The sequence below is a fragment of the Algoriphagus sp. PAP.12 genome, from assembly GCF_026652115.1.
Taxonomy (GTDB): Bacteria; Bacteroidota; Bacteroidia; order Cytophagales; family Cyclobacteriaceae; genus Algoriphagus.
Map to the genome: position 1 here is coordinate 246,346 of NZ_JAPPSQ010000003.1, position 23,114 is coordinate 269,459.

General features: G+C 39.1%; 26 protein-coding genes. 13 read left to right on the forward strand and 13 right to left on the reverse strand.

Features of this window, described 5'->3' with window-relative positions; all coding sequences use genetic code 11:
* Positions 1-206 precede the first annotated feature (206 nt).
* The 3 genes from O0V13_RS06035 to O0V13_RS06045 form a co-directional block, all read right to left on the reverse strand.
* Positions 207-1,205 (reverse strand): zinc-binding dehydrogenase, encoded by a 999-nt coding sequence (locus O0V13_RS06035; RefSeq protein WP_268034092.1) that lies wholly within the window; start codon positions 1,203-1,205, stop codon positions 207-209.
* A 1-nt stretch (position 1,206) separates the two neighbouring features.
* Complete coding sequence (gene dnaB / locus O0V13_RS06040; RefSeq protein ID WP_268034093.1) at positions 1,207-2,790, reverse strand: replicative DNA helicase; 1,584 nt, start codon at positions 2,788-2,790, stop codon at positions 1,207-1,209.
* 132 nt (positions 2,791-2,922) lie between these two features.
* The gene (locus O0V13_RS06045; protein ID WP_268034094.1) at positions 2,923-3,606 is read right to left on the reverse strand and encodes a lycopene cyclase domain-containing protein; all 684 of its coding nucleotides are present in this window, start codon (positions 3,604-3,606) and stop codon (positions 2,923-2,925) included.
* A 134-nt stretch (positions 3,607-3,740) separates the two neighbouring features.
* On the opposite strand from O0V13_RS06045, the gene O0V13_RS06050 reads away from it, so the two are divergent.
* The gene (locus O0V13_RS06050; protein WP_268034095.1) at positions 3,741-5,096 is read left to right on the forward strand and encodes a UDP-N-acetylmuramate--L-alanine ligase; all 1,356 of its coding nucleotides are present in this window, start codon (positions 3,741-3,743) and stop codon (positions 5,094-5,096) included.
* Between the two features lies 1 nt (position 5,097).
* The gene (locus O0V13_RS06055; RefSeq protein WP_268034096.1) at positions 5,098-5,904 is read left to right on the forward strand and encodes a 3'-5' exonuclease; all 807 of its coding nucleotides are present in this window, start codon (positions 5,098-5,100) and stop codon (positions 5,902-5,904) included.
* A 233-nt stretch (positions 5,905-6,137) separates the two neighbouring features.
* Here the strand turns inward: O0V13_RS06055 and O0V13_RS06060 are convergent, their stop codons facing one another.
* From O0V13_RS06060 to O0V13_RS06070, 3 genes are all read right to left on the reverse strand, one after another.
* Positions 6,138-6,557, reverse strand: coding sequence for a type II toxin-antitoxin system VapC family toxin (locus O0V13_RS06060; protein WP_268034097.1), 420 nt, complete (start codon positions 6,555-6,557; stop codon positions 6,138-6,140).
* Positions 6,554-6,802, reverse strand: a complete 249-nt coding sequence (locus O0V13_RS06065) for a DUF6364 family protein (protein WP_268034098.1) — start codon at positions 6,800-6,802, stop codon at positions 6,554-6,556. Before O0V13_RS06065 ends, O0V13_RS06060 begins: the two co-directional genes overlap by 4 nt.
* A gap of 240 nt (positions 6,803-7,042) precedes the next feature.
* The gene (locus O0V13_RS06070; protein WP_268034099.1) at positions 7,043-7,834 is read right to left on the reverse strand and encodes a M48 family metallopeptidase; all 792 of its coding nucleotides are present in this window, start codon (positions 7,832-7,834) and stop codon (positions 7,043-7,045) included.
* A gap of 155 nt (positions 7,835-7,989) precedes the next feature.
* Here O0V13_RS06070 and O0V13_RS06075 point away from each other — a divergent pair, with 155 nt between their 5' ends.
* Positions 7,990-8,436, forward strand: coding sequence for a DUF4442 domain-containing protein (locus O0V13_RS06075; RefSeq protein ID WP_268034100.1), 447 nt, complete (start codon positions 7,990-7,992; stop codon positions 8,434-8,436).
* Here the strand turns inward: O0V13_RS06075 and O0V13_RS06080 are convergent.
* Positions 8,433-9,167, reverse strand: coding sequence for a hypothetical protein (locus O0V13_RS06080; RefSeq protein ID WP_268034101.1), 735 nt, complete (start codon positions 9,165-9,167; stop codon positions 8,433-8,435). The two genes, O0V13_RS06075 and O0V13_RS06080, sit on opposite strands and share 4 nt — an antisense overlap.
* Before the next feature lie 67 nt (positions 9,168-9,234).
* Positions 9,235-9,906: a DUF6503 family protein gene (locus tag O0V13_RS06085; RefSeq protein WP_268034102.1), complete on the reverse strand. Its 672-nt coding sequence runs from the start codon at positions 9,904-9,906 to the stop codon at positions 9,235-9,237.
* Positions 9,907-9,947: 41 nt separating this feature from the next.
* On the opposite strand from O0V13_RS06085, the gene O0V13_RS06090 reads away from it, so the two are divergent.
* Positions 9,948-10,817 carry a glutamate--tRNA ligase family protein gene (locus tag O0V13_RS06090; RefSeq protein ID WP_268034103.1) on the forward strand — a complete coding sequence of 290 codons (870 nt, stop codon included), beginning with the start codon at positions 9,948-9,950 and terminating at the stop codon, positions 10,815-10,817.
* Between the two features lie 217 nt (positions 10,818-11,034).
* On the opposite strand, the gene O0V13_RS06095 is transcribed toward O0V13_RS06090, so the two are convergent.
* From O0V13_RS06095 to O0V13_RS06110, 4 genes are all read right to left on the reverse strand, one after another.
* Positions 11,035-12,516 carry a S10 family peptidase gene (locus O0V13_RS06095; RefSeq protein ID WP_268034104.1) on the reverse strand — a complete coding sequence of 494 codons (1,482 nt, stop codon included), beginning with the start codon at positions 12,514-12,516 and terminating at the stop codon, positions 11,035-11,037.
* Between the two features lie 70 nt (positions 12,517-12,586).
* On the reverse strand, positions 12,587-13,285 hold the full coding sequence (locus O0V13_RS06100; protein ID WP_268034105.1) for a potassium channel family protein: 699 nt from the start codon (positions 13,283-13,285) through the stop codon (positions 12,587-12,589).
* Positions 13,286-13,288: 3 nt separating this feature from the next.
* The gene (locus O0V13_RS06105) at positions 13,289-14,086 is read right to left on the reverse strand and encodes a PhzF family phenazine biosynthesis protein (protein WP_268034106.1); all 798 of its coding nucleotides are present in this window, start codon (positions 14,084-14,086) and stop codon (positions 13,289-13,291) included.
* Positions 14,083-14,601, reverse strand: coding sequence for a DinB family protein (locus O0V13_RS06110; RefSeq protein ID WP_268034108.1), 519 nt, complete (start codon positions 14,599-14,601; stop codon positions 14,083-14,085). Before O0V13_RS06110 ends, O0V13_RS06105 begins: the two co-directional genes overlap by 4 nt.
* Before the next feature lie 67 nt (positions 14,602-14,668).
* Between O0V13_RS06110 and O0V13_RS06115 the strand changes: the two genes are divergently transcribed.
* From O0V13_RS06115 to O0V13_RS06130, 4 genes are all read left to right on the forward strand, one after another.
* On the forward strand, positions 14,669-16,015 hold the full coding sequence (locus O0V13_RS06115) for a M28 family metallopeptidase (protein ID WP_268034109.1): 1,347 nt from the start codon (positions 14,669-14,671) through the stop codon (positions 16,013-16,015).
* A gap of 101 nt (positions 16,016-16,116) precedes the next feature.
* The gene (locus tag O0V13_RS06120) at positions 16,117-16,665 is read left to right on the forward strand and encodes a ferritin (protein WP_268034110.1); all 549 of its coding nucleotides are present in this window, start codon (positions 16,117-16,119) and stop codon (positions 16,663-16,665) included.
* 191 nt (positions 16,666-16,856) lie between these two features.
* Positions 16,857-17,879: a hypothetical protein gene (locus O0V13_RS06125; RefSeq protein ID WP_268034112.1), complete on the forward strand. Its 1,023-nt coding sequence runs from the start codon at positions 16,857-16,859 to the stop codon at positions 17,877-17,879.
* Positions 17,880-17,956: 77 nt separating this feature from the next.
* A complete protein-coding gene (locus O0V13_RS06130) occupies positions 17,957-19,054 on the forward strand; it encodes a formylglycine-generating enzyme family protein (protein WP_268034114.1) in 1,098 nt (365 codons plus the stop codon).
* A 69-nt stretch (positions 19,055-19,123) separates the two neighbouring features.
* On the opposite strand, the gene O0V13_RS06135 is transcribed toward O0V13_RS06130, so the two are convergent.
* Positions 19,124-19,720, reverse strand: a complete 597-nt coding sequence (locus O0V13_RS06135; RefSeq protein WP_268034115.1) for a riboflavin synthase — start codon at positions 19,718-19,720, stop codon at positions 19,124-19,126.
* 104 nt (positions 19,721-19,824) lie between these two features.
* On the opposite strand from O0V13_RS06135, the gene O0V13_RS06140 reads away from it, so the two are divergent.
* The 5 genes from O0V13_RS06140 (at position 19,825) to O0V13_RS06160 (ending at position 23,114) form a co-directional block, all read left to right on the forward strand.
* Positions 19,825-20,487, forward strand: a complete 663-nt coding sequence (locus tag O0V13_RS06140) for a protein-L-isoaspartate(D-aspartate) O-methyltransferase (RefSeq protein ID WP_268034116.1) — start codon at positions 19,825-19,827, stop codon at positions 20,485-20,487.
* Between the two features lie 108 nt (positions 20,488-20,595).
* Entirely contained in the window at positions 20,596-21,123 is a 528-nt protein-coding gene (locus tag O0V13_RS06145) for an acyl-CoA thioesterase (protein WP_268034117.1), read from the forward strand.
* 67 nt (positions 21,124-21,190) lie between these two features.
* Entirely contained in the window at positions 21,191-21,766 is a 576-nt protein-coding gene (locus tag O0V13_RS06150; RefSeq protein WP_268034118.1) for a hypothetical protein, read from the forward strand.
* 12 nt (positions 21,767-21,778) lie between these two features.
* Positions 21,779-22,090, forward strand: a complete 312-nt coding sequence (locus O0V13_RS06155) for a DUF3817 domain-containing protein (RefSeq protein ID WP_268034119.1) — start codon at positions 21,779-21,781, stop codon at positions 22,088-22,090.
* Between the two features lies 1 nt (position 22,091).
* Complete coding sequence (locus O0V13_RS06160) at positions 22,092-23,114, forward strand: hypothetical protein (RefSeq protein WP_268034120.1); 1,023 nt, start codon at positions 22,092-22,094, stop codon at positions 23,112-23,114.

Genomic DNA, 23,114 nt, shown 5'->3' on the forward strand with positions numbered 1-23,114 from the left:
CGAACGGTTTGATACTACACTAGGTCTGAAGCCCACCTGTTTATTTAAGCATTTCCCTGCCCTCGATCGTGTCTCCACGAACGGTTTGATACTACACTAGGTCTGAGGCCCACCTGTTTATTTAAGCTTTTTGTTCCCAATATGATCCGTGGAGACCTACCTTCCGTAGGCAGGCACGTATCAGGGCAAAAAGTACCCAAAAGTCTTTAAGGAACTAATACAATCTTACCCATTTGCTTGCCATCTCGCATTTTATCAAAAGCTTCCACTGCCTCTGAAAAAGGTGACACAGAATCTACAATTGGCTTGATTTGATATTTTTGAACGAAAGTCAACATTTCTTCAAAGTCTTGATCAGAGCCCATCGTACTACCCATGATTTTAATCTGATTCCAAAAAATTCTTCTAGCTTCCAAGGTAGCAGGATTGCCCTGTGTAGCTCCATAAATCACAATTCTTCCTCCTGGCTTAGTTACTTTGATCAAATCATTTAAACCATCACCTGAAGCACCATCGATAATCACATCAAAACCTCCAACCTCAGCATTGGACTTATCAACCCATTGGGAATCTCGGTAGTCAAAACCACCCTTTGCGCCCATTGAAACAGCTTTTTCCAATTTAGCAGGACTACTTGTCGTCACGTAAACTTCAGCTCCTAGCCCCAAGGCAAATTGAGCTGCAAACTGGGCAACGCCACCACCAAATCCTGAAATCAGAACTTTATCGGAAGGCTTTGTCTTAGCTTGATATATCAATGCTCGATATGCTGTCAAGCCTGCCAATGGCAAAGCCGCTGCTTCTTCAAAATTCAGATGATTGGGTTTAGCGTGAACACGGTCAGCGCTCACTAAAACTTCCTCGCAAAGAGTACCATCATGTGGCGTTCCCATAATCAAAAAATCTTTGGATTGAGCTTCTTGGTTATCACCCCAATTCATGGCTGGGTTGATGATGACCTCTTGACCGATTTGAAACCCTTTCACATCTGCTCCCACCTCAGTAATTGCTCCTGCCCCATCCGAGCCTAAAATCACTCCATTGGTCAGATTGGGATATTTTCCCTGTCGGCACCATTCATCTCGATGATTTAACGCAGCAGCTTTGATTTGAATCCGAATCTGGTCTCCTTCCAGAGATTTGGAAGGGACTTCCTGATATGAAATTTTATTTTTTGAATCTAAATCGAGGACAATTCCTTTCATATTAAAAATCAGTTGGCTTGGAGTCTGAATTTAGCAAATCATCCAGATCATCATTGGCTTTTGACTGCATTTTTATAGTTCTACCAGAATCAAAATCCCCTGCGCCACTGGATTGGGAAGCAAATTTGTTTCCATACATCGGCTCTGCTGGATTCAAAGCTGGAGCTCCAAAACCACCGAAATTATCCAAGTCTGTGAAACGTGTAAATCGACCGATAAAGCGAAGTTTTACTGTATCCAAAGAACCATTCCTGTGTTTTGCAATGATTACTTCACCAACTCCTTGTGTTGAATTATGTTCTTCATCCTCGGTGATCCCATAATATTCAGGACGATAAAGGAACATTACCATATCCGCATCTTGCTCGATGGCTCCTGATTCCCTCAAATCCGATAGCTGAGGTCTCTTATCACCTCCCCTGGTTTCCACCGCACGAGAAAGCTGAGAAAGTGCAATCACAGGAATCATCAATTCCTTGGCGATTTTCTTCAAGGCTCGAGAAATACTCGCAATTTCTTGTTCACGGTTTCCACCACCACTACTCTTAGAGTCACCTGACATCAACTGCAAGTAGTCGATTACAATCATTTGGATATCGTGCTGGGCTTTTAGCTTTCTTGCTTTTGCTCTCAGTTCCAAAATGGACAATGCCGGTGTATCATCGATGAAAAGCGGTGCTTTGGAAAGCTTCGCGGTTTTATGCACCAATTGCGCCCATTCATGCTCAGCCAAAGAACCTTTTTTGATTTTTTCAGAATCCAATTCAGCTTCCGATGAAATCAAACGATTCACCATCTGAACAGAGGACATTTCCAGGGAGAAGATCGCCACCGGTTTGTTGTGATCCACAGCGGCATTTCTCAAAACCGAAAGGACAAAGGCTGTTTTACCCATCGCAGGACGGGCAGCGATGATGACCAAATCTGCTTTTTGCCAGCCAGAAGTCACTCTATCCAATGCCGTAAAGCCTGAAGGAACCCCAGTCAAACCATCTTTTTGATGCTTCTTGGATTCCAATTCTGCAAAGGCTTCACGCATAATGGATTTCATATCCGCATAATTCTTTCGGATGTTTTTCTCAGAAATCTCAAAAAGTGACTGTTCCATTTTATCCAAAAGCTCAAAGACATCTGTCGTATCTTCGAAAGCATCTTTTTGGATATCTGAAGCAATACTGATCAATTCTCTTTTGATAGCTTGCTCAGTAATGATCCTGGCGTGGTACTCGATATTTGCCGCAGACGCAACCTTGGAAGTCAGTTCGGTCACATAAAATGCTCCACCAGCTACCTCCAACGTACCATTCCTTCTCAACTGTGCTGTTACAGTCAACAAGTCGATCGGTTGAGATTCGGTAAAAAGGTCCAAAATGGCCCTAAAAATCACTTGGTGAGCGTCTTTATAGAAAGATTCTACCTTCAGAATATCAATTACATTAGTCAATGCATCCTTTTCCAACATCAAGGCGCCCAATACCGCCTCCTCTAGATCTACCGCCTGTGGTGGTACTTTTCCCATGCTATTGGGTGCACTGTAATTCCCTTTTTTTCTATTGTTTCTCTGAAAGTCCGTCTTCTCACTCATACAACAAATGTATCCTCTTTAATTCAAGATTTTTAGACAAAATCCACTTAGTTTTTCACAGGGTTGTAAACAAAATTTTGGAAGTTATCCCCAAATCATATCAACAAAAATCAATCCGATTGATACTCAGGATCATTTATAATAAACGCCATTTCGATATCCACGGAACATGGAGCAAAGCATCGCCCAGCTAAAGTGCCAGAGCATTTCCGAAAGTGGAATATTGGCGATTTTAAAACCTAAAATAGGTTCGTCTAACATTCCATATTTGTCCCAGAAATCATGAAAAAGAATATTGAAATTGATGTAATAAATCAAAAAGGAAATAGCCAGCGTGGCAAAACCTGAAATCAATGAAAGACCGATCAAATCAGGTCTTTGAACCCAGATATAGACAGAAAGTAAGAAGAAGGTCAGAAAGGTCACATAACCCGAATGAATCCCAAGACCGATGCTAAACAGGGTCAAACTTCCACAACCCAATAAAAACAGAACAAAGAAATTCCAGTTTTTGGCAGGCGTTTGCTTATCGTAATTAATCTCCTTTTTAGTAAAGGAAGAATGGATATACCCTCCCACTCCAAACAAGGCAAAACCGATGATATAATCTTCGATCCCGACCATTCCTTCGCCAAATAGTGTCGGTGGTCTCCAATAATCACGGAAATACCAAACCTCAGCTATCACTCCCATAATCCCACCAACTGCACACACTTTGATCATTCCGCTCTTCCAAGGGTTTTTCCAATAAACAATCGCCCAGGCGACCATGTATAAAAGAGATAAGATTAGGTAGGCGTATTTGTCTGGCAGCATTCTTGAAAAATTAAATTTGCATGCGAAAATACAGAAAATGACAAGGCCTCAAAAAATTGGGAAGCAAATCAGCTTTTTCCAGATTCGGCCGTTTATTATTTTTAAGTTTGAACCCAGATTACCAAACCAACACCATGAAAAACTATCATTTTATCGCTATCGGAGGTGCGGTCATGCACAATCTAGCTTTGGCTCAAGTCCAAAAAGGATACAAGGTCACAGGATCTGACGATGAAATCTACGAGCCTTCCAAAACCCGATTGGGAAAAGCAGGAATTCTCCCTGAAGCATTTGGCTGGTTTCCTGAAAAAATACACGAAGGATTGGACGGGATTATTTTGGGAATGCATGCCCGAATTGACAATCCTGAATTGGTGAAAGCCAAAGAACTGGGGATTCCGGTTTATTCCTTCCCTGAATTCATCTACAATCAAAGCAAGAATAAAAAGAGAGTGGTTATTGCCGGTTCTCATGGAAAAACCTCCATTACCTCTATCATTCTTCATGTCCTGAAAGATCAAGGAGTGGATTTTGACTATTTGGTAGGTGCTCAAATCGAAGGATTTGATCTGATGGTTCGCCTTTCAGATGCACCTGTGATCATTATCGAAGGAGATGAATACCTAACCTCTCCCCTAGATAGACGTCCCAAATTTTTTCATTATCAACATGATATCGCTTTACTTTCAGGGATTGCCTGGGATCACTTCAATGTTTTCCCTGATTTTGATGAATACAAAAATCAATTCAGACAATTGATTGACATGACGCCTGAAGACGGAGAATTGATTTACTGTGAAGCGGACCCATTGGTCAAAGAAGAAGCAGAAAGCAGTGAAATGAAAGGGAAAAAGAATCCTTATCAGGCTCATCCTGCTGAAATTCGAAATGGAAAAACAGTTCTAATGACTTCTCAGGGAGAAATCCCCATTCATATTTTCGGAGAACATAATCTCCAAAACCTTCTGGGAGCCAAAAAAGTATGCGAAGCTTTGGGATTGACTGAGGGTCAATTCTATGATTCAATCCAATCTTTCAAAGGAGCGGCCAAGAGAATGGAACTGATTAAAGCGAAGGAAGACAGAGCTTTATACCGGGATTTTGCCCACGCTCCTTCTAAATTGAAAGCCACTGCCAATGCAGTCAAATCCCAGTTTCCAGATCGGCATTTAATAGCTGTTCAAGAGCTCCATACTTACTCTTCTTTGAACAAGGATTTCCTTCCCAATTACGAGGGAACCATGGATTCCCCCAATGAGGCGATTATCTACCTGAACCCACATGCAGCGGCTATGAAAAGATTGGAATTGATGGATGAAGAAACACTGAGAATTGGATTTAAAAGGAAGGATTTAAAGCTATTTACTGATAGTCAGGCTTTAAAATCGTACCTTTTGGAAAAAGATTATACTAACACGAATCTGCTGTTGATGAGCTCTGGAAACTATGACAACATGGACCTGGAAGGCATCAAAGCAAAATTTGAATAAAATGGATTTAAACTTAAAAAACGCAATTGCATTTTTCGATCTGGAAGCCACAGGAACCAACGTAGGAACTGACAGAATCGTCGAGATTTCCATCGTCAAGGTTCATCCGGATGGCGGCCAGGATATCTATACCAAACGAGTAAACCCTGGCATTCCTATTCCTTTGGAGTCCTCTCTAATCCACGGGATTTATGACAAGGACATAAAGAATGAACCTACTTTCAAAGACTTAGCGAAAGATATCCACCAATTTATCGGTGGAGCTGATTTGGCTGGTTTCAATGTCTTAAAGTATGATATTCCCTTGTTAGTTGAGGAGTTTTTAAGAGCTGGAATCGACTTTGATTTAGATAAAAGAAACCTTTTGGATGCACAGAAGATCTTCCATTTGATGGAAAAAAGAAATCTGACTGCGGCCTACAAGTTCTATTGCGGTAAAAAGTTAGAAAACGCCCATAGTGCGGAAGCTGACACTTTGGCTACTTTGGATGTTTTCAGAGCCCAAGTTGAGCGATATATCGGAGAAGAAGCTGAAGACTTGCAGGGAAATAAATTGGGAGTTTTTGAAAATGACATGAAGAAAATCCATGATCTAGTCAATGAAAAAATGGTGGATTTGGCGGGTCGATTCATCTTCAACTCAGAGGGAGTTGAAATCTTTAATTTCGGCAAACACAAAGGCAAACCAATCGAGCAGGTTTTCAAAGAAGAACCAGGCTATTATGATTGGATGATGCGTGGTGACTTCCCATTGGACACTAAAAGAAAGCTGACTCAAGTGAAGCTGAGGGGCTTTAATAATAGGTAGTCGTCTTGGAATTAATTGTTATTAAGTTATTATGCAAAAAGCCGAAATCTTCTCAGACTTCGGCTTTTTGATTTTATAGGTTAATTCGATTATTGTGGATTGTAGTATTTCAATACTATTAAGGCTAAAACCCTTCTATCTTATCTTTTTTCGCGGAATAGACGAAAGCAAGTCGCAAGACATTTAATTCACCTACGGTCAAAAGGAAATACGGAAAAGGTTTTCTAAAGTAGCTAACTGGTTAAACTTTTTAAGAATTCATCAGCAGTCATCACAGGCAAAAGTGACTGCTTAAAATCTTTTCCGTTTCTTGAAATGATTATGCTGCAATCAGATTCCGTTGCGCTAAAATATTGAAGTGCATCTTCAAAATCCCTGATGGATGAGTTCAGTCCTTTTTCTATCGTTTGCTCATCAAGCGAGCATATTTCACATATTATCTTAAACTTTCTCAGTTTCTCTCTGGCAATTTGTGAATTTTCATATTTAGCCAAAAAATAGTTAACTGTAGCAAATGAAATAGGCGATACAACCATGGTCAGCTTTTCCTTTTCCGCTAGCGTTGCAATTTTCGCAATTGGATCATAAAACGGTTTTCTTTCTCCTAATAGGTCCAACATGATATTGGTATCTATAAAAATTCGTTTGCTCATTTATACTTCTCTATTAAAAAATCTGAATATTCCTTTTTGTAATCTAAATCAGCGGGTATTTCAACACCTGTCGATATGCTTTTTACAAAAGGAGAAATTTCCAAATCCGAATTTTCATTTTCGGAAGTCAATGATTGTAAGTAGGTCTCAATAATACGGGAAAGGCTCATTTTTTTATTGGAAGCATATTCCTTTGCTTTCTCAATAACGTCTTTATTTAGCTTTAAGGTCAATTTGGTATCCATAGCAAAGATTATTATACGTACAAATATAACAAATTGACCCGTATCAAATTTTACTTTTTCATAAAGTATTGAAATTGACCAGTTCTAGCCATTGCTCCAATGCACACACTAAATATCTTTAGCGGGCTAAAGCACCATACTCATTTATCATCTTAAACTGAAAAATTCAGATAAGGAAGTAAATGTAAAAAGCCGAAATCTTCTCAGACTTCGGCTTTTCGCTTTTATAGGTTAACTCGATTATTGTGGATTGTAGTATTTCAATGCTTTGTCCATGTTAGCATTCAATCTTTCGATTCTTCTATCTGGACCTGGGTGAGTTGAAAGGAATTCAGGTGGAGCTTCTCCCCCAGCTGAAGACATTCTCTCCCAGAAGGTAGGCGCCTCGCGAGGATCATATCCTGCCATCGCCATAAATATTAATCCCAATTCATCCGCTTCCAATTCGTGCTTTCTGGAGAAACTCAACATTCCCAACTGAGAACCCATACCCACAGATTGTAGAAAAATTTGCTGGGTCATGGAAGGATTTTGTCCCATTGCAGTAGATAATACACTTAGTCCCATATTAGCAATCAGGCCATTTGACATACGCTCTCTCGCATGAGAAGCAACCGCATGGGCAACCTCATGTCCCATAACCACAGCGATTCCCGTTTCATTCTGAGTTACCGGCATAATTCCCGTATAAAATGCTACCAAACCGCCCGGCATACACCATGCATTGACCTGATCAGACTCCAATAGGTTAAACTCCCACTCAAATGTTTCCACCAATTCCTGGTAACCTTCTTGGATCAAAAAGGCCTCTACGGCAGCAGAAATGCGTTTTCCAACACGTACGACACTTTGACCATCAGCAGTATTAGTCACGACTTTGTTCTCTTTCAACGCTTGAGCATATTGCTCCTCCACCAAAGGCATGATTTCCGCATTTTCCACCATAGCCAATTGATTTCTACCCGTCAAAGGAACTTTTGCACAGGAATAGACCACTAAACCTGTTAACAATAGGATGATGATTTTTTTCATGATTCTAATTTTTATTTTGCTTTTAAAAATCCAAAAAGGATACCACCTTGATGAGGCCAAGCAAAAATTCGTAATTTGATTGATATTATGATTCTATGGAAACTAGTGTAATCTCCACAAAATTGACGAAAGAAAGATTGGAATACCAGAAGAAAATGACAAATCCACTAATTTTTTGGTTTGCCATGCTTTTCAAACTTCCATCAGCTATTTTTTGGAGATTGAAAATCAAAACTTTGGATCAAAATAAGTGTGAAGTTAGTATCCCCTATTTTTGGAGGAGCCAGAATCCTTTTCGTTCCATTTACTTCGCTGCCTTGGCAGGAGCCGGTGAATTAAGTACTGGAGCATTATGTCAAATGGCTTTGGCAGGGAAAGGAAAATTCAGCATGTTGGTAGTAGACTTTAAAGCAGAATTCCACAAGAAAGCGGATCAAAAGATTATTCTTACTTGCGATCAGGGCGAAGAGCTATTTTCACTTATAGATTCCATGGAAGTCAATGATACGAATACGCTAACTATGATATCCACTGGGAGAAACCCTTCTGGGGAAATGGTTGCCAGATTCTTTATCACCTGGTCTTTTAAAAGAAAATCCTAAAAGGAGAATTCAGTTTCAAATCGGAAAAATTCATCCAAACTCTTCTTGACTTTGGCTTCTGACCAATCTAAAAATTCGTGACTTTGGTGAAACTGATTGAATTTGATCACTAAATCATCCCATTCCTGAGAATCCAAATCGTACTTTTCCATCATTTCCTGCTGAACAGAATCTGATTCAATCACCTGATAATATCCTTCCCGTCTGGAATGCCAAATTTTCTTTTTCTCGTATTCCCGGGCTTGTTTAGCCTTTTTGGTGAAATAGGAAATCGGACCACTGATCACGACTCCTCCATTGGGATCATTTTCCCGAGTACTGGCTAAAACCTCCCCTTTTCTTGAAGGTAAATCAGCCTCATTTTCATCTTTCAAGACCAATCGACCATCTTTCATTCTGTATGAATACAAATTGCCTTGAACCTCAAACGTTGGAAGAAAACGTGCCATATCCTGTAGTTGGATCATGAGAAATCTTTCACTTCCTAAAACTACTTTCTGCTCAATAAAGCCCGGAAAACTTAATCTAAGTGTATCTCCTAATGAGGCTTGAATGGAAAAATAGCCTCGACCATTGGACTGAACGATTTCCTTACCGCCTAATACTTGGACCTCTACTCCTTCCAAATAGCCTTTATCACTGCTATCCAGGATATTTCCCGAATAGGTAGTTTGCCCATAAAGGCAAAACCCAAAGGTCATAAAAGCAAAGAGGAAGATGATTTTTTTCACGTTCAAAAATAGAGAATGCTCAGTTCTTGGAATTCTTTTTCAGGTTAAAAGACCTTAATCGAGAAATTTATTCGACATTTTTCAATTGATCAGTTCCCAAAAATTCTGGTTTCTCAGTTCTATACCATGTTCTATTTCTTGGGATTTTCATTCCATTGGTTTCTGTCAATCCTTCTAAATAAATGATCTCTCCTACCTGATTCGGTTCATCTTTATAGAATTTATAGGCTTCCATTTGGTAGGTTTCTGGATCTAGATAGAAATACCAAATATCCTCTTCATAGGGAACGCGCACTACCTTATAGATTTTGCCCTTGACTTCTTCTTCAGAGACTTCCGAATCGATTTGGGTTCCCTGATCTTGTAATTTCATTGGAAGGCCCCACAAATAGGTATAATAATTCCGCATTCTCAATGCTCTTGCATCTTCAACCTCACCTTCAATCACAGAAACAGAATCTTGGATTACCTCATATTCCAATCCTTCGATCCAATACTTCATCTTTGATTCTGAGTTATCCAAAGTGACTTTATAAAATCGGGAATCTCTTCCTGGAGGTAGACTATCCTGAAAAACAAAAGTTCCTTCAAAACTTTCCCAATTGCCTTTTGGATCATGAAATGCAATAGATTTCTTGATCAACTCAGGTCCTGTCAAAACTTTATCTGAGTCAGATTGACAAGAGCTAAATACTAATGCTGCAATCAATGGAAGAAATATTTTGGAGGTCTGCTTCATTCTGATAGTTGTTTTTTTTCCAATCTACTTAATTTGGCGCAATGAATCCGACCCTGACGCGTATTGCTCCCACTCCGAGTGGTTTCCTCCATTTGGGAAATGCCTATTCTTTCTTATTAACCAAAGCATTGGCAGAAAAAACGGGGGCAAAAATTTTATTGAGAATTGATGATCTGGATCAGGAGAGGTACAGACCGGAATTTGTCGAGGACATTTTTGAATCTCTGGATTTTTTGGAAATACCAATCGAGAAAGGTCCCAAAAACAGGAAAGAGCTGGAAGAAGAATGGTCTCAAAAATTTCGGATGGATAGTTATGAGTCAGCTTTGGAGCAACTCAGAGAAAAAGGTGTTCTTTTCGGGTGCAATTGTTCCAGAAAGAAAATCTCACAAATGAATTCCTCTGGCTATTATTTAGGGCATTGTTTAGGAAGAAACCTTTCTTTGGACAAGCCAGAAATGACTTGGAGGATTAATTCCCTTGAAAGTGATTTGGTCAATATCATTCAATATCCCGACAAAAAAGTTTGGGAAGTGATTCCTCAAGATTCTTCCTTTTTTATTGTTAGAAAAAGAGACGGACTTCCCTCTTTTCAATTGACTTCGGTCATCGATGATTTAAGGTTTGGGGTTGATTTGATCGTTCGTGGGCAGGATTTATATGGATCTAGCTTGGCTCAGAGTTTTTTGGCCGAAACGCTAGGATTACCTGATTACCAAAAGATCCAATATTTCCATCATCCTATTCTTAAAGGGCCAAAAAAGAAAAAACTATCCAAATCCGATGGTTCTACATCTCTTCAGTTTTTACGAAAAGAAGGAAAAAGCCTGAATGATGTCTATCAACTCATTGGAGACTTTTTAGGAAAACACATTGAGAAGTTTGAAGATTTCCAGCAGTTGATTCCGTAAATAAAAAAGCTAGGCCAAATTCTGATAATTCGTCAGGCTGAGCACTAAAGCAACTAAAGTTGCATATATCGAAGCCTCAACGATGTGGATCTAACCATATTTCGACTCAGCTGAGCCTGACAAAATATAGATATCTGAGAAAGCCATATTGGTCTAAAAACACAAAAAAAGCCTCGAATTACTTCGAGGCTGTATTTTATTAAGATCAGTAAAACTATCAATATTTAGCAGGCTGGTCCGGCTGAACCATGGAATTTTGGATGAATTGACGGATATCTTCGTTGGAAGTTGCCAAGTCTTCTGCTCTCAAATACATCATGTGACCAGAACGGTACCCTTTGAATGAAATTCTATCTTTCAACTTACCATTTGAATCGATTTGCCAAGTGCTATACTTCGCATTGAAGAAGTCTGTACCTCCATCAAAGTAACCAGACTGCACCATTAGATTCAAGTAAGGATTTTGTCTCATGGCTGTTCCCAGATCATAGCCCGTTCTTTCATTGGATCTATCCCAAGGGTGAACTGGGCCAAAAAGGTTATAAGTCAAATCAGTTTCGAATCCTAACACCTCTCTGGCATACATGTTAAATGCCGGAGCAAAGGCATGGTTCCAGCTAGTCAAAGCCGGATCAAAATCATAGCGGTCACCAGCGTCCATGCTATCAAAGCCTTTGTATCGGCTATCCAGACGACCAACAGTCATTCCTTCATCACGAAGCAATTCTTTCCAGAAGAAACTGGTAGGAACCATCAAATTATGAGCTAGGATGGCATCTTTACTGATACCAGAATAACGAGCCATTTTAGCTGCAATCGCATCTTTTTCAGCATCTGAAAGGCTTCCACCTTTGGTCATAGCCGGTAGAATCTCATCAACAGCCATCTTTTCAACCACTGAAATGATATCGTCTAAATCCTGGCTTTGAAGGTCAGCTGGCAATTGACCATGATACCAAGCAGTGGCAGCATAATAAGGCCAGTAATTAGCCATTTTCACAGGTCCATCTCTATCAATTCCCAAATCTGTTGGAGATACCAAAATAACTCCATTGAAATACATCCAATGAGCATTTTGCAATTGAGCTACCAAACCAGCAACTCGGGTAGTTCCATAACTTTCACCGATCAAATACTTCGGAGAAGCCCATCTACCAGCACGTGTTACAAAAGTATTTACCCAATCAGCCAGATATTTGATATCAGAATTGATTCCGAAAAAAGTAGATCTTGGCGTTTTCTCAGGATCCAAAATTCTTGAATAGCCAGTATTTACTGGATCAACATAAACAATGTCTGCCACATCCAAAATGGAGTTTGGATTGGATTTGTAGCCATAAGGCTGAACAGGATATCCTTCATCGTCGATATTCAAAATAACCGGGCCAGTATAAGCCAAGTGCATCCAGATAGAAGCAGATCCAGGACCTCCATTGAAGGAAATCACTAATGGTCTGGTTTCCTTATTGGACACGTCCGTTCTTTCATAATAAGTATAAAACAAAGATGCAATTGGATCTCCGTTTTCATCCCAAACAGGCTGGGTTCCTGTGATTGACTTATAAGGGACTTTTTTACCCTTTATCGTCGTTTCGTGGGTTTTCTCAATCTGAGTTTCTACTGGAATCTTTCGATCTTCCTGAGCCATAGCTACAGTTATTCCAAGGAGAAACAAAGCGGATAAGTAAATTTTTCTCATACAGTTTAGTGATTTTGAGGAAAGCTAAACTGAATGCCTAAAAAATGCAGGTGGTTTTACACCAATGGACTTAAGATTTGCTCTCTGAAACCAATTTAGCTATGACTACAGCTGGGTAAAGAATTCCTACTGTACTTAGGAAAACTGCAAGCATTCTGGACATTACATTCACAGGGTAAAGCTCCCCAAAACCTACTGTAGTCAGAGAAACCAAACTGAAATAAATATATTGTCCAAAGTCCTCATCTATACCTTGTAAGTTCAATTCTCCCTCAATACTATGACCAACTGTGAGGTGGATAATTTCAAAAACAAATGCTCCCAGAATAGCCATACACAAATACACATTTATCGCTCCAATGACCCTGTAAACATTGATCTCTCTATCTCGAAAAAGAAGTCTAATATTTAGAAAAATAAAGACCATCATATTGGCAATACCTACAATCCGTTCGGTGAGATAAAACTCCACAGGAAAATTGGAAAACCTCAAAATCCTTAAAAATAACTGAGTAAAGAATAATCCGGAGGTTAAAAAAATCAGGACCTTTTGTCTGGAAGACCAAATACCAGTAAAAAAAAGAAAGAGGAAAACCAAATTGACAAATACCATATCAATGTGCCCATATTCAATCAAAATAGGTAACACAAATACAGTGAATAGCAATATCAATAACAGCAAACCGAAGCTTGCATCAGTCAGCCAATAATCGGTAAAGTGTTTAAATAACCTACCGTAGGTTCTCTTTTTATTCAGTTTTTCAACCATAAATTACTCTAAGGTCATTATTCCTGTAAATACTGAAACAGCCTTTCCTCTCAATATCACGCGATCATCCTGTTTTTCCAAATCCAACTTCCCTCCTCTTTTACTCGCCTGAAATGCTTTCAAGTGGAGTTTCCCGGTTTTTTGATACCAATAATCCATCAATGCACAATGTGCAAAACCAGTAACTGGATCCTCAGGAACTCCTACATTTGGACCGAAAAAGCGAGAAACGATATCGAATTCACCATCTCCAGCAGCTGTGACAATAAAGCCTTCCTCACTGTTATCTGCTATTTGCTGGATTACAGGTTTAAAAGTTCTTACAGCATCTTCTGACTCCAATTCAAAAATCCAATTCTTCTTCAATTGAGCAGCTCCAATGATTTCCTTCCCAAATAACTCATTTTTGAAAACTGGATGTGTATCCGCGAAAGTTGGAAGTAAAGGAAAATTCATTTCCAGCTGATCTCCATGACTTTTCACTTGAAGTTCACCGCTAAGCGTATGGAAATGAATAGTTTCATTGGGCTGAGCCCAATTGTTTCGAAGCATCCAAAATACGGAAGCAAGTGTTGCGTGTCCACAAAGATCTATTTCCAAAGTTGGAGTAAACCAACGAAGGGAAAAATGACCTGGAACATCCTTTTTTTGTACGAATGCAGTTTCACTCAGATTCATTTCCATGGCAATCTTCTGCATGGTTTCAGCTGACAATTCTTGCTCTAAAAGACAAACTGCTGCTGGATTTCCGCCGAAAACCTCATCGGTAAAAGCATCTACAACTCCAATTTCTATTTTCATGAGTATCTCTCTTTTAGAATATTCAAATGATGGATAAAGTGACCCGGAATTATCCAAAATAAGGCTCTTGGGGTAATGGGAGAACCATTTGCGGTTCCTTCATTATCCAGAACATCTTCCCTCAATGTCTTAATCATGGTAACCAAGGCTTTCCTTTGAGCTGCAAAATCTTCCAAAAGCAAATCAATATCCACTGATCCAAACCGAGCATTTAACACATATGGATCTTGATCAAAACCCGGTAATGAAGAGCGTTCACCTCGAGCAAAACACAAAGCCCTGAATGTCATGATTCTCTCTGTATCTATCACGTGACCCAAAACTTCTTTTGGAGACCATTTTCCTTCTTGATAAGGTTGATTTTCCCAGTCCTCAGGTTTCCCAGAAAAGAGGTCTTTCAATTCTTGAACTTGAGAATCTATTAAATCACAATAATTTTCATCAGTTAATAAATCTAGGTAGGTAGAATAAAAGGCAGGGTAATCGCCTTTGTTGGGGGTTAAGAAGGTATTCATGTAAAAATCGAATGATTGTTAATTTGACTGGGATAAATTTAGCTTTATGCAATTAATCAACCTTACTATGCGCAAAATTTTATTCACCCTAAGTTTAGGTTTGCTCAGTCAATGGACTTTTTCTCAGACTATCATCAACAGAAACCCTGAAATTGATGCTATGGTCAAGGAAGTTTCCTCAGATTCATTGGAATCCTATGTTCGCAAACTCGCTTCTTATAATTCCCGACATACCCTCAGTACAGATACCCAAAATGGGATGCCGGCGGCACAAGATTGGGTACTTTCTAAATTCAATCATTTTGCAGAAAGCTCAAATGGTAGAATGACTGCCGAAATCGAAAAATTCACCATTCCAGGCGATGGAAGAAGAATTGAGCAAGATTCACCTGGAGCTAATGTAGTGGCCACTTTGAAAGGCACAGATCCAAATGATGATAGGATTTTCATCCTTTCTGCTCACATGGACTCCCGAAACAAAAATGTCATGGATGCGGATAATTTCGCCCCAGGAGCAAATGATGATGGAAGTGGTACGGCCGCTGTCATAGAATTAGCCAGAGTCATGGCTTCTCATTCATTCCCAGCGACCATCAAATTCGTAGCTTTTACGGGTGAGGAACAAGGATTAAAAGGAGCGACCTATATGGCTGACAAAGCCAAAGAAGAAGGATGGAATATCGCTGCAGTGCTCAACAATGACATCATAGGAAACAGTGAGTCTTCAGGAACACTTCTCAAAGACAATTTGAAAATGAGAGTTTTCTCTGAAACTATCCCTGTTGCAGAAACAGAGGAAGAAGCTAGAGTTCGTCGTTATACTGGAGCTGACAATGATTCAAAATCCAGACAATTGGCTCGCTATATCAAAGAATTGGGCGAGCGCTATGTGGACCAATTTGAGATCAAACTAATTTACAGACCTGACAGATTCCTAAGAGGTGGTGACCAAACTTCTTTTGCCAGAAACGGATTCACAGCTGTTCGTCTTTCTGAAATGAATGAAAACTTCCCTCACCAACATGAAAATGTAAGAGTCGAAGATGGTGTTCAATATGGAGATTTACCAGAATTTATGGACTTCGAATATTTGAGAAAAGTATCCGGAATCAACTTGGCCTCTTTGGCTACATTGGCACATTCTGCTGGCCAGCCTGAAAATGTAAAGATCGATGTAAGAGGCTTGAGTAATCATTCTATTTTGCTTTGGGAAGCCCCGAAAGTTGGTAAAGTAAAAGGTTATTACGTATTGATGAGAGAGACCTCCTCCCCTGTTTGGGAGAAAAAATTCTTCACGACAGATACCAACTTGACTCTTCCCTATTCCAAAGACAATTACTTCTTTTCTGTTCAATCTGTTTCAGAAAATGGATCCGAAAGTCTCTCTGTATTCCCCACACCTTTAAGTAGATAAGTGTTTCATTTTAATTAAACCTATTCTAAATTTGGTAAGAAGGGCTCCAAATCGGAACCTCTACCCCTAGAAATAGTTATTTTGGTGTAAACACTTTTGATATGAAACAAAAAGAAATAGTCACACTTCAGAGATCTCTGCTGCATGACACCGAGGAATTATTGAACAATCAGATTGAGATGGAAGGTAAATCTTCCGCATACTATCTTTCCATGGCTTCCTGGTGTCATATGATGGGATACGAAAATGCTGCTAAATACCTCTACACCCATGCAGATGAAGAGCGAATGCACATGATGAAGATTTTCCAATATGTCAATGAAGCTGGGGGGCACGCTATCCAACCAGAAATTACAGGAATTCGACATCATTTCAATTCATTAAGAGAGGTATTTGAATTGATTTTGGAGCATGAAATTTTGGTAACCAAATCCATCAATAACATCGTCGATCATGCCTTCAGCGTGAAAGATTTTGCAACATTTAGTTTCATGCAATGGTATGTAACCGAGCAAAGAGAGGAAGAGACTATGTCTCGAAGAGCTGTTGAATTATTCGATATAATCGGTGAAGAAGGAGTTGGACTATGGACAATCGATCAGGAGCTTGGTAAGCTTCATTCTGCTGCAAGTGCAGGAGCAGAGCAATAAGTTCTGATAAAAAATCAATTATAAAAAAGGCAGTTCGAGACTGCCTTTTTTTGTTTAACCCATTATCTGACTAAGAATAGCTATCTAATAAATAGATAGTGATCAGATTTTCAGCATGTTGAACTTATTTTTTTTCAATACTTGAATAAAGAATCATTCACTTTTTCTAGTTATATTTAATTAACTCCAAATTGTATTTTGCCAATTTAGCTTATCGCCAATTGATGGATATTCAAGCCAACTTTTTTCAAAAAATCAAATCATCCATTCCCTCCTATTCCTCTCTGGTGGATATAGTTTCTGAAGTTCTGGAAATCAGCCAGGATAGTGCCTATAGAAGAATCAGAGGGGAAAAACTTTTGGATTTTAAAGAGATTGAAATCCTTTCATCAAAGTTCAACATATCCATAGACGAAGTGGTGAGTAAAAACTCAAATACCATTCTGTTCAAAGGAGAACAAAATACTTTTGATGATGGCAATTTTTTAAAATGGATGCAGGATGTCCTTTTTCAGCTTGAAATGGTCAATAGCTTCAGTAAAAAACACATCTATTTTTTATTGAAAGATGCACCTCCTTGGTATCATTATTATCATCCTGAATTGGCTTCATTTAAATTCTTTTTTTGGATGAAGTCTATCCTATTCAATGAAAACCTGAAAGACAAACGATTCTCAATTCAAAATTCCCAATTTCCGGGATTATTTGAGTTGACTCAAAAGATTCTAAAAACTTACAATAAGATCGATACTACAGAGATCTGGAATATGGAAGGGTTCAATACAACATTGAAGCAAATTGAACTTTACCATGAAATGGGTATCACTGAAAAAAAAGAAGATACGCATAGACTTTATGTCTGTTTGCTTGAAGTTTTGGATCATTTGGAATGCATGGCAGAATCTGGGAAAAAATTTCTTCCCAACAGTTCCGTTTCCGAAAATATGGCTGAATACCAATTTTTTGTCAATGAATTTGTTTTGGGAGATAATACTTTTTTTGTTGAAATAGATAATCAAAAATTAACCTACCTCAATTACAATGTGATCTATTTTATTGGAACTTCAGACCCCAGTTTCAATGAAGGGATGTACAAAAACATTCAAAATTTGATTCAAAAATCAAGTCAGATTAGCAAGGTAGGAGAAAAAGAAAGAAAGCAGTTTTTCAACAAACTCCGATCAAAAGTTCAACGAAGAATCGACCTCTTGTAAACTGATATTTATCAGAATAGGACTCAAAACCTTCATTTCTTGAGGATTCTTCTTAATTTTCGTATTGAAAACTATCAATGATGCATAACACAAAAAATATTCATATTCTTTTGGGGGCAGCACTCTTGATCTCAACTTATTCATGTGATCAAAAGAAGGAGTCTGTTTCCAATGAAGAAAAATTAACTGTTGCTGCTACCCCTAAGCCGGATAACCAACCTGATGGTATGGTTTGGATTCCAGGAGGACAATTCACAATGGGTACCAATGAAGCGGATGCTTATGAAGCTGAAAAACCTGCAGTAGATCTTCAGGTAGAAGGATTTTGGATGGATACACATGAAGTCACCAATGCTGAATTCGCCAAATTTGTTGAAGAAACAGGATATGTGACTGTAGCTGAAAGACCAATTGATTGGGAGGAGTTGAAAAAACAATTACCTCCTGGTACGCCGAAGCCAGATGATTCTGTTTTGGTACCTGGTTCCATGGTATTTACTCCTCCTCCCTATCAAGTTCCACTTCAAGACATTTCACTTTGGTGGTCTTGGGTAAATGGCGCTTCTTGGAGAAATCCAGGCGGTCCTGAAACTGATTTGACTGGAAAAGAAAACCATCCTGTAGTTCATATTTCATATGAGGATGCCTTAGCTTACGCAGATTGGTCAGGAAAAAGACTTCCGACAGAAATCGAATGGGAATTTGCAGCTCGTGGTGGAATGAATGGGAAAAGATTCGCTTGGGGAGATGAGTTGACTCCAAATGGACAGTATTTAGCCAATACTTTCCAAGGTAATTTTCCTAACGAGAACTTGGGGGAAGATGGATTTATAGGAACTAGTCCAGTAAAATCATTTGCACCCAATACATTCGGATTGTATGACATGATCGGCAATGTCTGGGAATTGACCAGTGACTGGTATGATGCTTTGAAATTTGCAAGATTGGCAGGTCAAGCTCCAAAACTGGATGCAAATATGAACCCCTGCTATAATCCAGATAATCCTTTCGCACAAGAGCGGGTAATCAAAGGAGGCTCTTTCCTTTGCGCAGCCAATTATTGTGTGAATTATAGACCCTCCGCAAGGCAAGGGCAAGCCTTTGATTCAGGCACATCCAATGTTGGGTTTAGATTGGTCAAAGATCCTGAAAACAAAAACATAAGCTTGAAATAAACTCCAATCAATCATAAAAAAAGCGGCAAATCTTTATTTGTCGCTTTTTTGCTTTAGCCCCTTTTTAAATCAGGCATTTGGATACCCCCGAATGATTCTCTGAATATATTTCCCTACAATGTCAAACTCCAAATTGACAGTATCCCCAACCTGTAATTGGTGGAAATTGGTATGCTCAAAGGTATAAGGAATAATCGCAACTGAGAATTTTCCATTTTTGGAATTAAAGCAGGTTAAACTCGTGCCGTTGATCGTAATGGAGCCTTTTTCGACAGTCACATTTCCTGATGCAGGGTCAAATTCAATGTCAAAAAGCCAAGAACCGTCCTCATCGCGAATGGATTTGACCACACCTGTTTGATCTACATGTCCCTGAACGATATGACCATCAAACCTTCCGTTTGCAGGCATGCACCTTTCTAAATTCACCTTCTTCCCTACTTTCCAACCCGATAAATTGGTCTTTTGGATAGTTTCATCAATGGCAGTTACCCTATAAGATTCTGGACTGGTTCTTACGACCGTCAAACAAACTCCATCATGGGCCAAGGATTGGTCTATTTTTAATTCTCCAGCCAAACTGGATTCTAAATCAAAATGAAAATTACTTCCCTCTTGGGTGATATTTTGGATTGTTCCAAAACCTTCAATTATTCCTGTAAACATAAAATTTGCTTTCTACTGGCTTTCAAAGGATAAGCAAAAATTGCCCTTTTCAGTTTCAAATTAAGCCAAAATATCGGTTATCTTCGATCGAAATTCAATTTCTAATGCCACTCCTTAAACTCGAAGACACTTACTTACACAAGGGAAAAAGAAAAGCCCTAGTTGCCGAACTCAAAAGCAAAGGAATCCACAGCCAAAAGGTTTTGGATGCTATTAACACCCTTCCGCGACATTTCTTCTTTGATTCAGCACTGATTTCCCATGCCTATGAAGACAAGGCCTTTCCTATCGGTGAAGGTCAAACGATTTCACAACCCTACACTGTAGCTTTCCAGACCCAATTGTTGGATATCCATCCGGGAGATAAGGTTTTAGAAATAGGTACCGGATCAGGTTATCAAGGAAGTATTTTGCATCTTTTAGGCGCTGAAGTCTATACAATAGAATACCAGAAGAAGCTTTTCGAAGGAACATCCAAGTTTCTTAAAAGACTGGGCATAGAAATGAATTTGTTCTACGGAGATGGCACAGGAGGTTTACCCGCACATGCTCCTTATGATAAGATTTTGGTAACTGCCGGAGCTCCGATTATTCCTGAGGCTTTGATTCAGCAATTGAAAACTGGTGGGGTTTTGGTAATTCCCGTCGGAGATAGAAAAAGGCAGAGCATGGTGAAAATCACCAAAAAAGCAGGAGGAAAATTGGAAAGAGAGGAATACGATAATTTCGCATTTGTACCGCTATTGGGTAAAGACGGCTGGAAATAAACCTTCTCTCCAAACCTTTTTCATGTTTTTCAGAATAAAATTTTGACAAAAACGATGTAAGTCAAGTTTAGAAAAATTTTATTTCTATTTTTGTTCAAAATCAACAATATGGCAAAGAAGAAATTTGTAAAAGAATCTGCAACGATCATGACGGAGATGGTTCTCCCAAATGATACCAATACCTTGAACAACTTGATGGGAGGCCGATTGATGCACTGGCTTGATGTCGTGGCTGCAATCGCTGCTCAAAAGCATTCAAATAGGATCGTTGTAACAGCTTCAGCAGATAGCATTTCTTTCAAGCAACCCATTTCTTTGGGAAATGTGGTCACTCTTCATGCCAAAGTAACCCGGGCTTTCAATTCCTCTATGGAGGTTTTTATCGAGGTGACTGCAGAAGACATTCCTGCAAGTAAAAAGACAATCACTCACAGAGCATTTTTCACTTTCGTAGCAGTGGATCAGAACGGAAAACCAATAGAAATCCCTGAGGCAGTTCCAGAAACCGAAGAAGAAAAAGAATTGTACGATGGAGCTTTAAGAAGAAGACAACTTCGATTGGTTTTGGCAAAAAGAATGAAACCAGAAGATGCCGTGGAGCTGAAGTCAATTTTCAACATGGATATCACAAAATAATTAGAAGGGAGGACATAAAGTCTTCCCTTTTTTTGGCTTAAGAGGAATTTTTAGGCAATTTTCAGGCATGGATAAAAGCACGTTGGGTGAACTGAAATATATTCTCAATGAGGATATTTTTTTATTTGATGAGGATAAGGATTCTTTGGCAAAAGAATCAGGATTTCAAGCTGAAAATCCTAATCTGAACCAGGTTCAAGAACCCACTTCTCCTGGATTGACAAAAATTGAAACCAAGCAAGAAACTGCTCCTGAGGTAGAGTTAGAGCCAATTCAAGTTCGAGGCAAATTCGAAAAAGGCATTTTGATCCTTCATGAGGAGGAATCGTTAAATGCTGAAATCATGGATATGCTGGTCAAAATTCTTCAGGCAGTTGGGCATTCCATGAGTGAAGTTGGATTATTGAACTCGAAGGAATTGGAAGGAAGAAGCTTGGACGAATTCCATGCAATCAATGCTCATGTAGTTCTTAAATTTGGAAGGATAAAACATCCAATCAATGCCTTCCCGATATTGGATTATCATATCCATGCAGAAAACGAAACAGAGTACCTTTTTGCGGATTCTTTGACTTCAATTTTTGAAGACAGTAATCTGAAAAGGAAACTTTGGACGACCTTGAAAACGCTATTTAATATCTGATAATCAAATACCATGACCCCTGAACAACATACCTGGGCCAAACGATTCAAGTGGATCAGTTTAATAGAAGGTGCTTCCTTCCTTATTTTGTTATTCATTGCAATGCCTTTGAAATACATGTTTGATATGCCAATCGCAGTCACCTATATGGGCTGGATACATGGAGTTTTATTCATCCTTTACATCTACACCGTTTTCCCGACAGCTTCTAAACTTAAGTGGGATTTTAGCAGAACCTTGTTTGCATTGATTGCTTCAGTATTGCCTTTTGGCCCTTTTATCTTTGATAGAAACCTGAAGAAAAGCCAACATGTAGATTTCTAAAATGGCTCTGATCAGTAAAAAGAAAAAAGTCTACCCCATCAGTTCTGCGCTGAGAAAATATCTCGTTGAAAATTCGCGAGAAGTCGATATTCCTATCCATTATCATGAATTGCTTCGCTATAGTAATTCGGTTGCACTATATGATTCCAAGGAACAAGACACTTTTTGGGAGACTGTTTTTTATGATCAATCAGACCGGGAAGAAATACACTTGAATGTCAAAAGAATCTATGCCATTCTAAAAGCAGGAGGCGATATGAGTGTGATGGAGCACTTGTATGTGGATCGAATTGACTTGTGCATTTATGGAAATACCCAACCCTTTCGTGTTCGGATTGTAAATAGAATCAACGATAACTTTGATTATTTTTACATCAAAAACGCCGATGCTTCGCGGGTTTATGGATTGGAACTGGAGCACCTTCTTTCTCCCAATCGAATCAGTTATCTGGTTCATCAAAACACCTTGATTGAAGAACATATTGCGGGGATTCCAGGTGATAAATTCATGCGGCTTCACATGTCTGACCCACACCTGAACCCAATTCGTTTGGCAAAAGAGTTCGTCAAATTCAATGAGAGATGCTTTGTTCGATTATTGGGAGACATGCATTCTTCCAACTTTGTGATAGATGTGACTCCAGATTTTGAGGAAACCCATTATCGGATTCGTGCAATCGACTTTGATCAGCAGAGCTATGAAGGAAAAAGATCCATCTACCTTCCTCAGTTTTTCAAAGAAAACAATGTATTAATTCAATTGGGAATGAAACACATCACTCCCGAATCTATGCGTCAATATCAGCGTGAAGAAAGAGCCTTAATTGCCACTCGAGTCAGATCCTCACATGATGAGATTCAAGGGATTTTGGATGCCATGGATCAGGACCAAATTGCCCCCTCAGAAAATATTGATTCTTTGAGAAAAGAGCTGGCAAGACATTATAAAAACCAGAAGTTTATGTCTTGCCAAACTATGGGGCAGATTTTACGAGTAAGTTTGGAGCAATTACTGAAGCAGTAA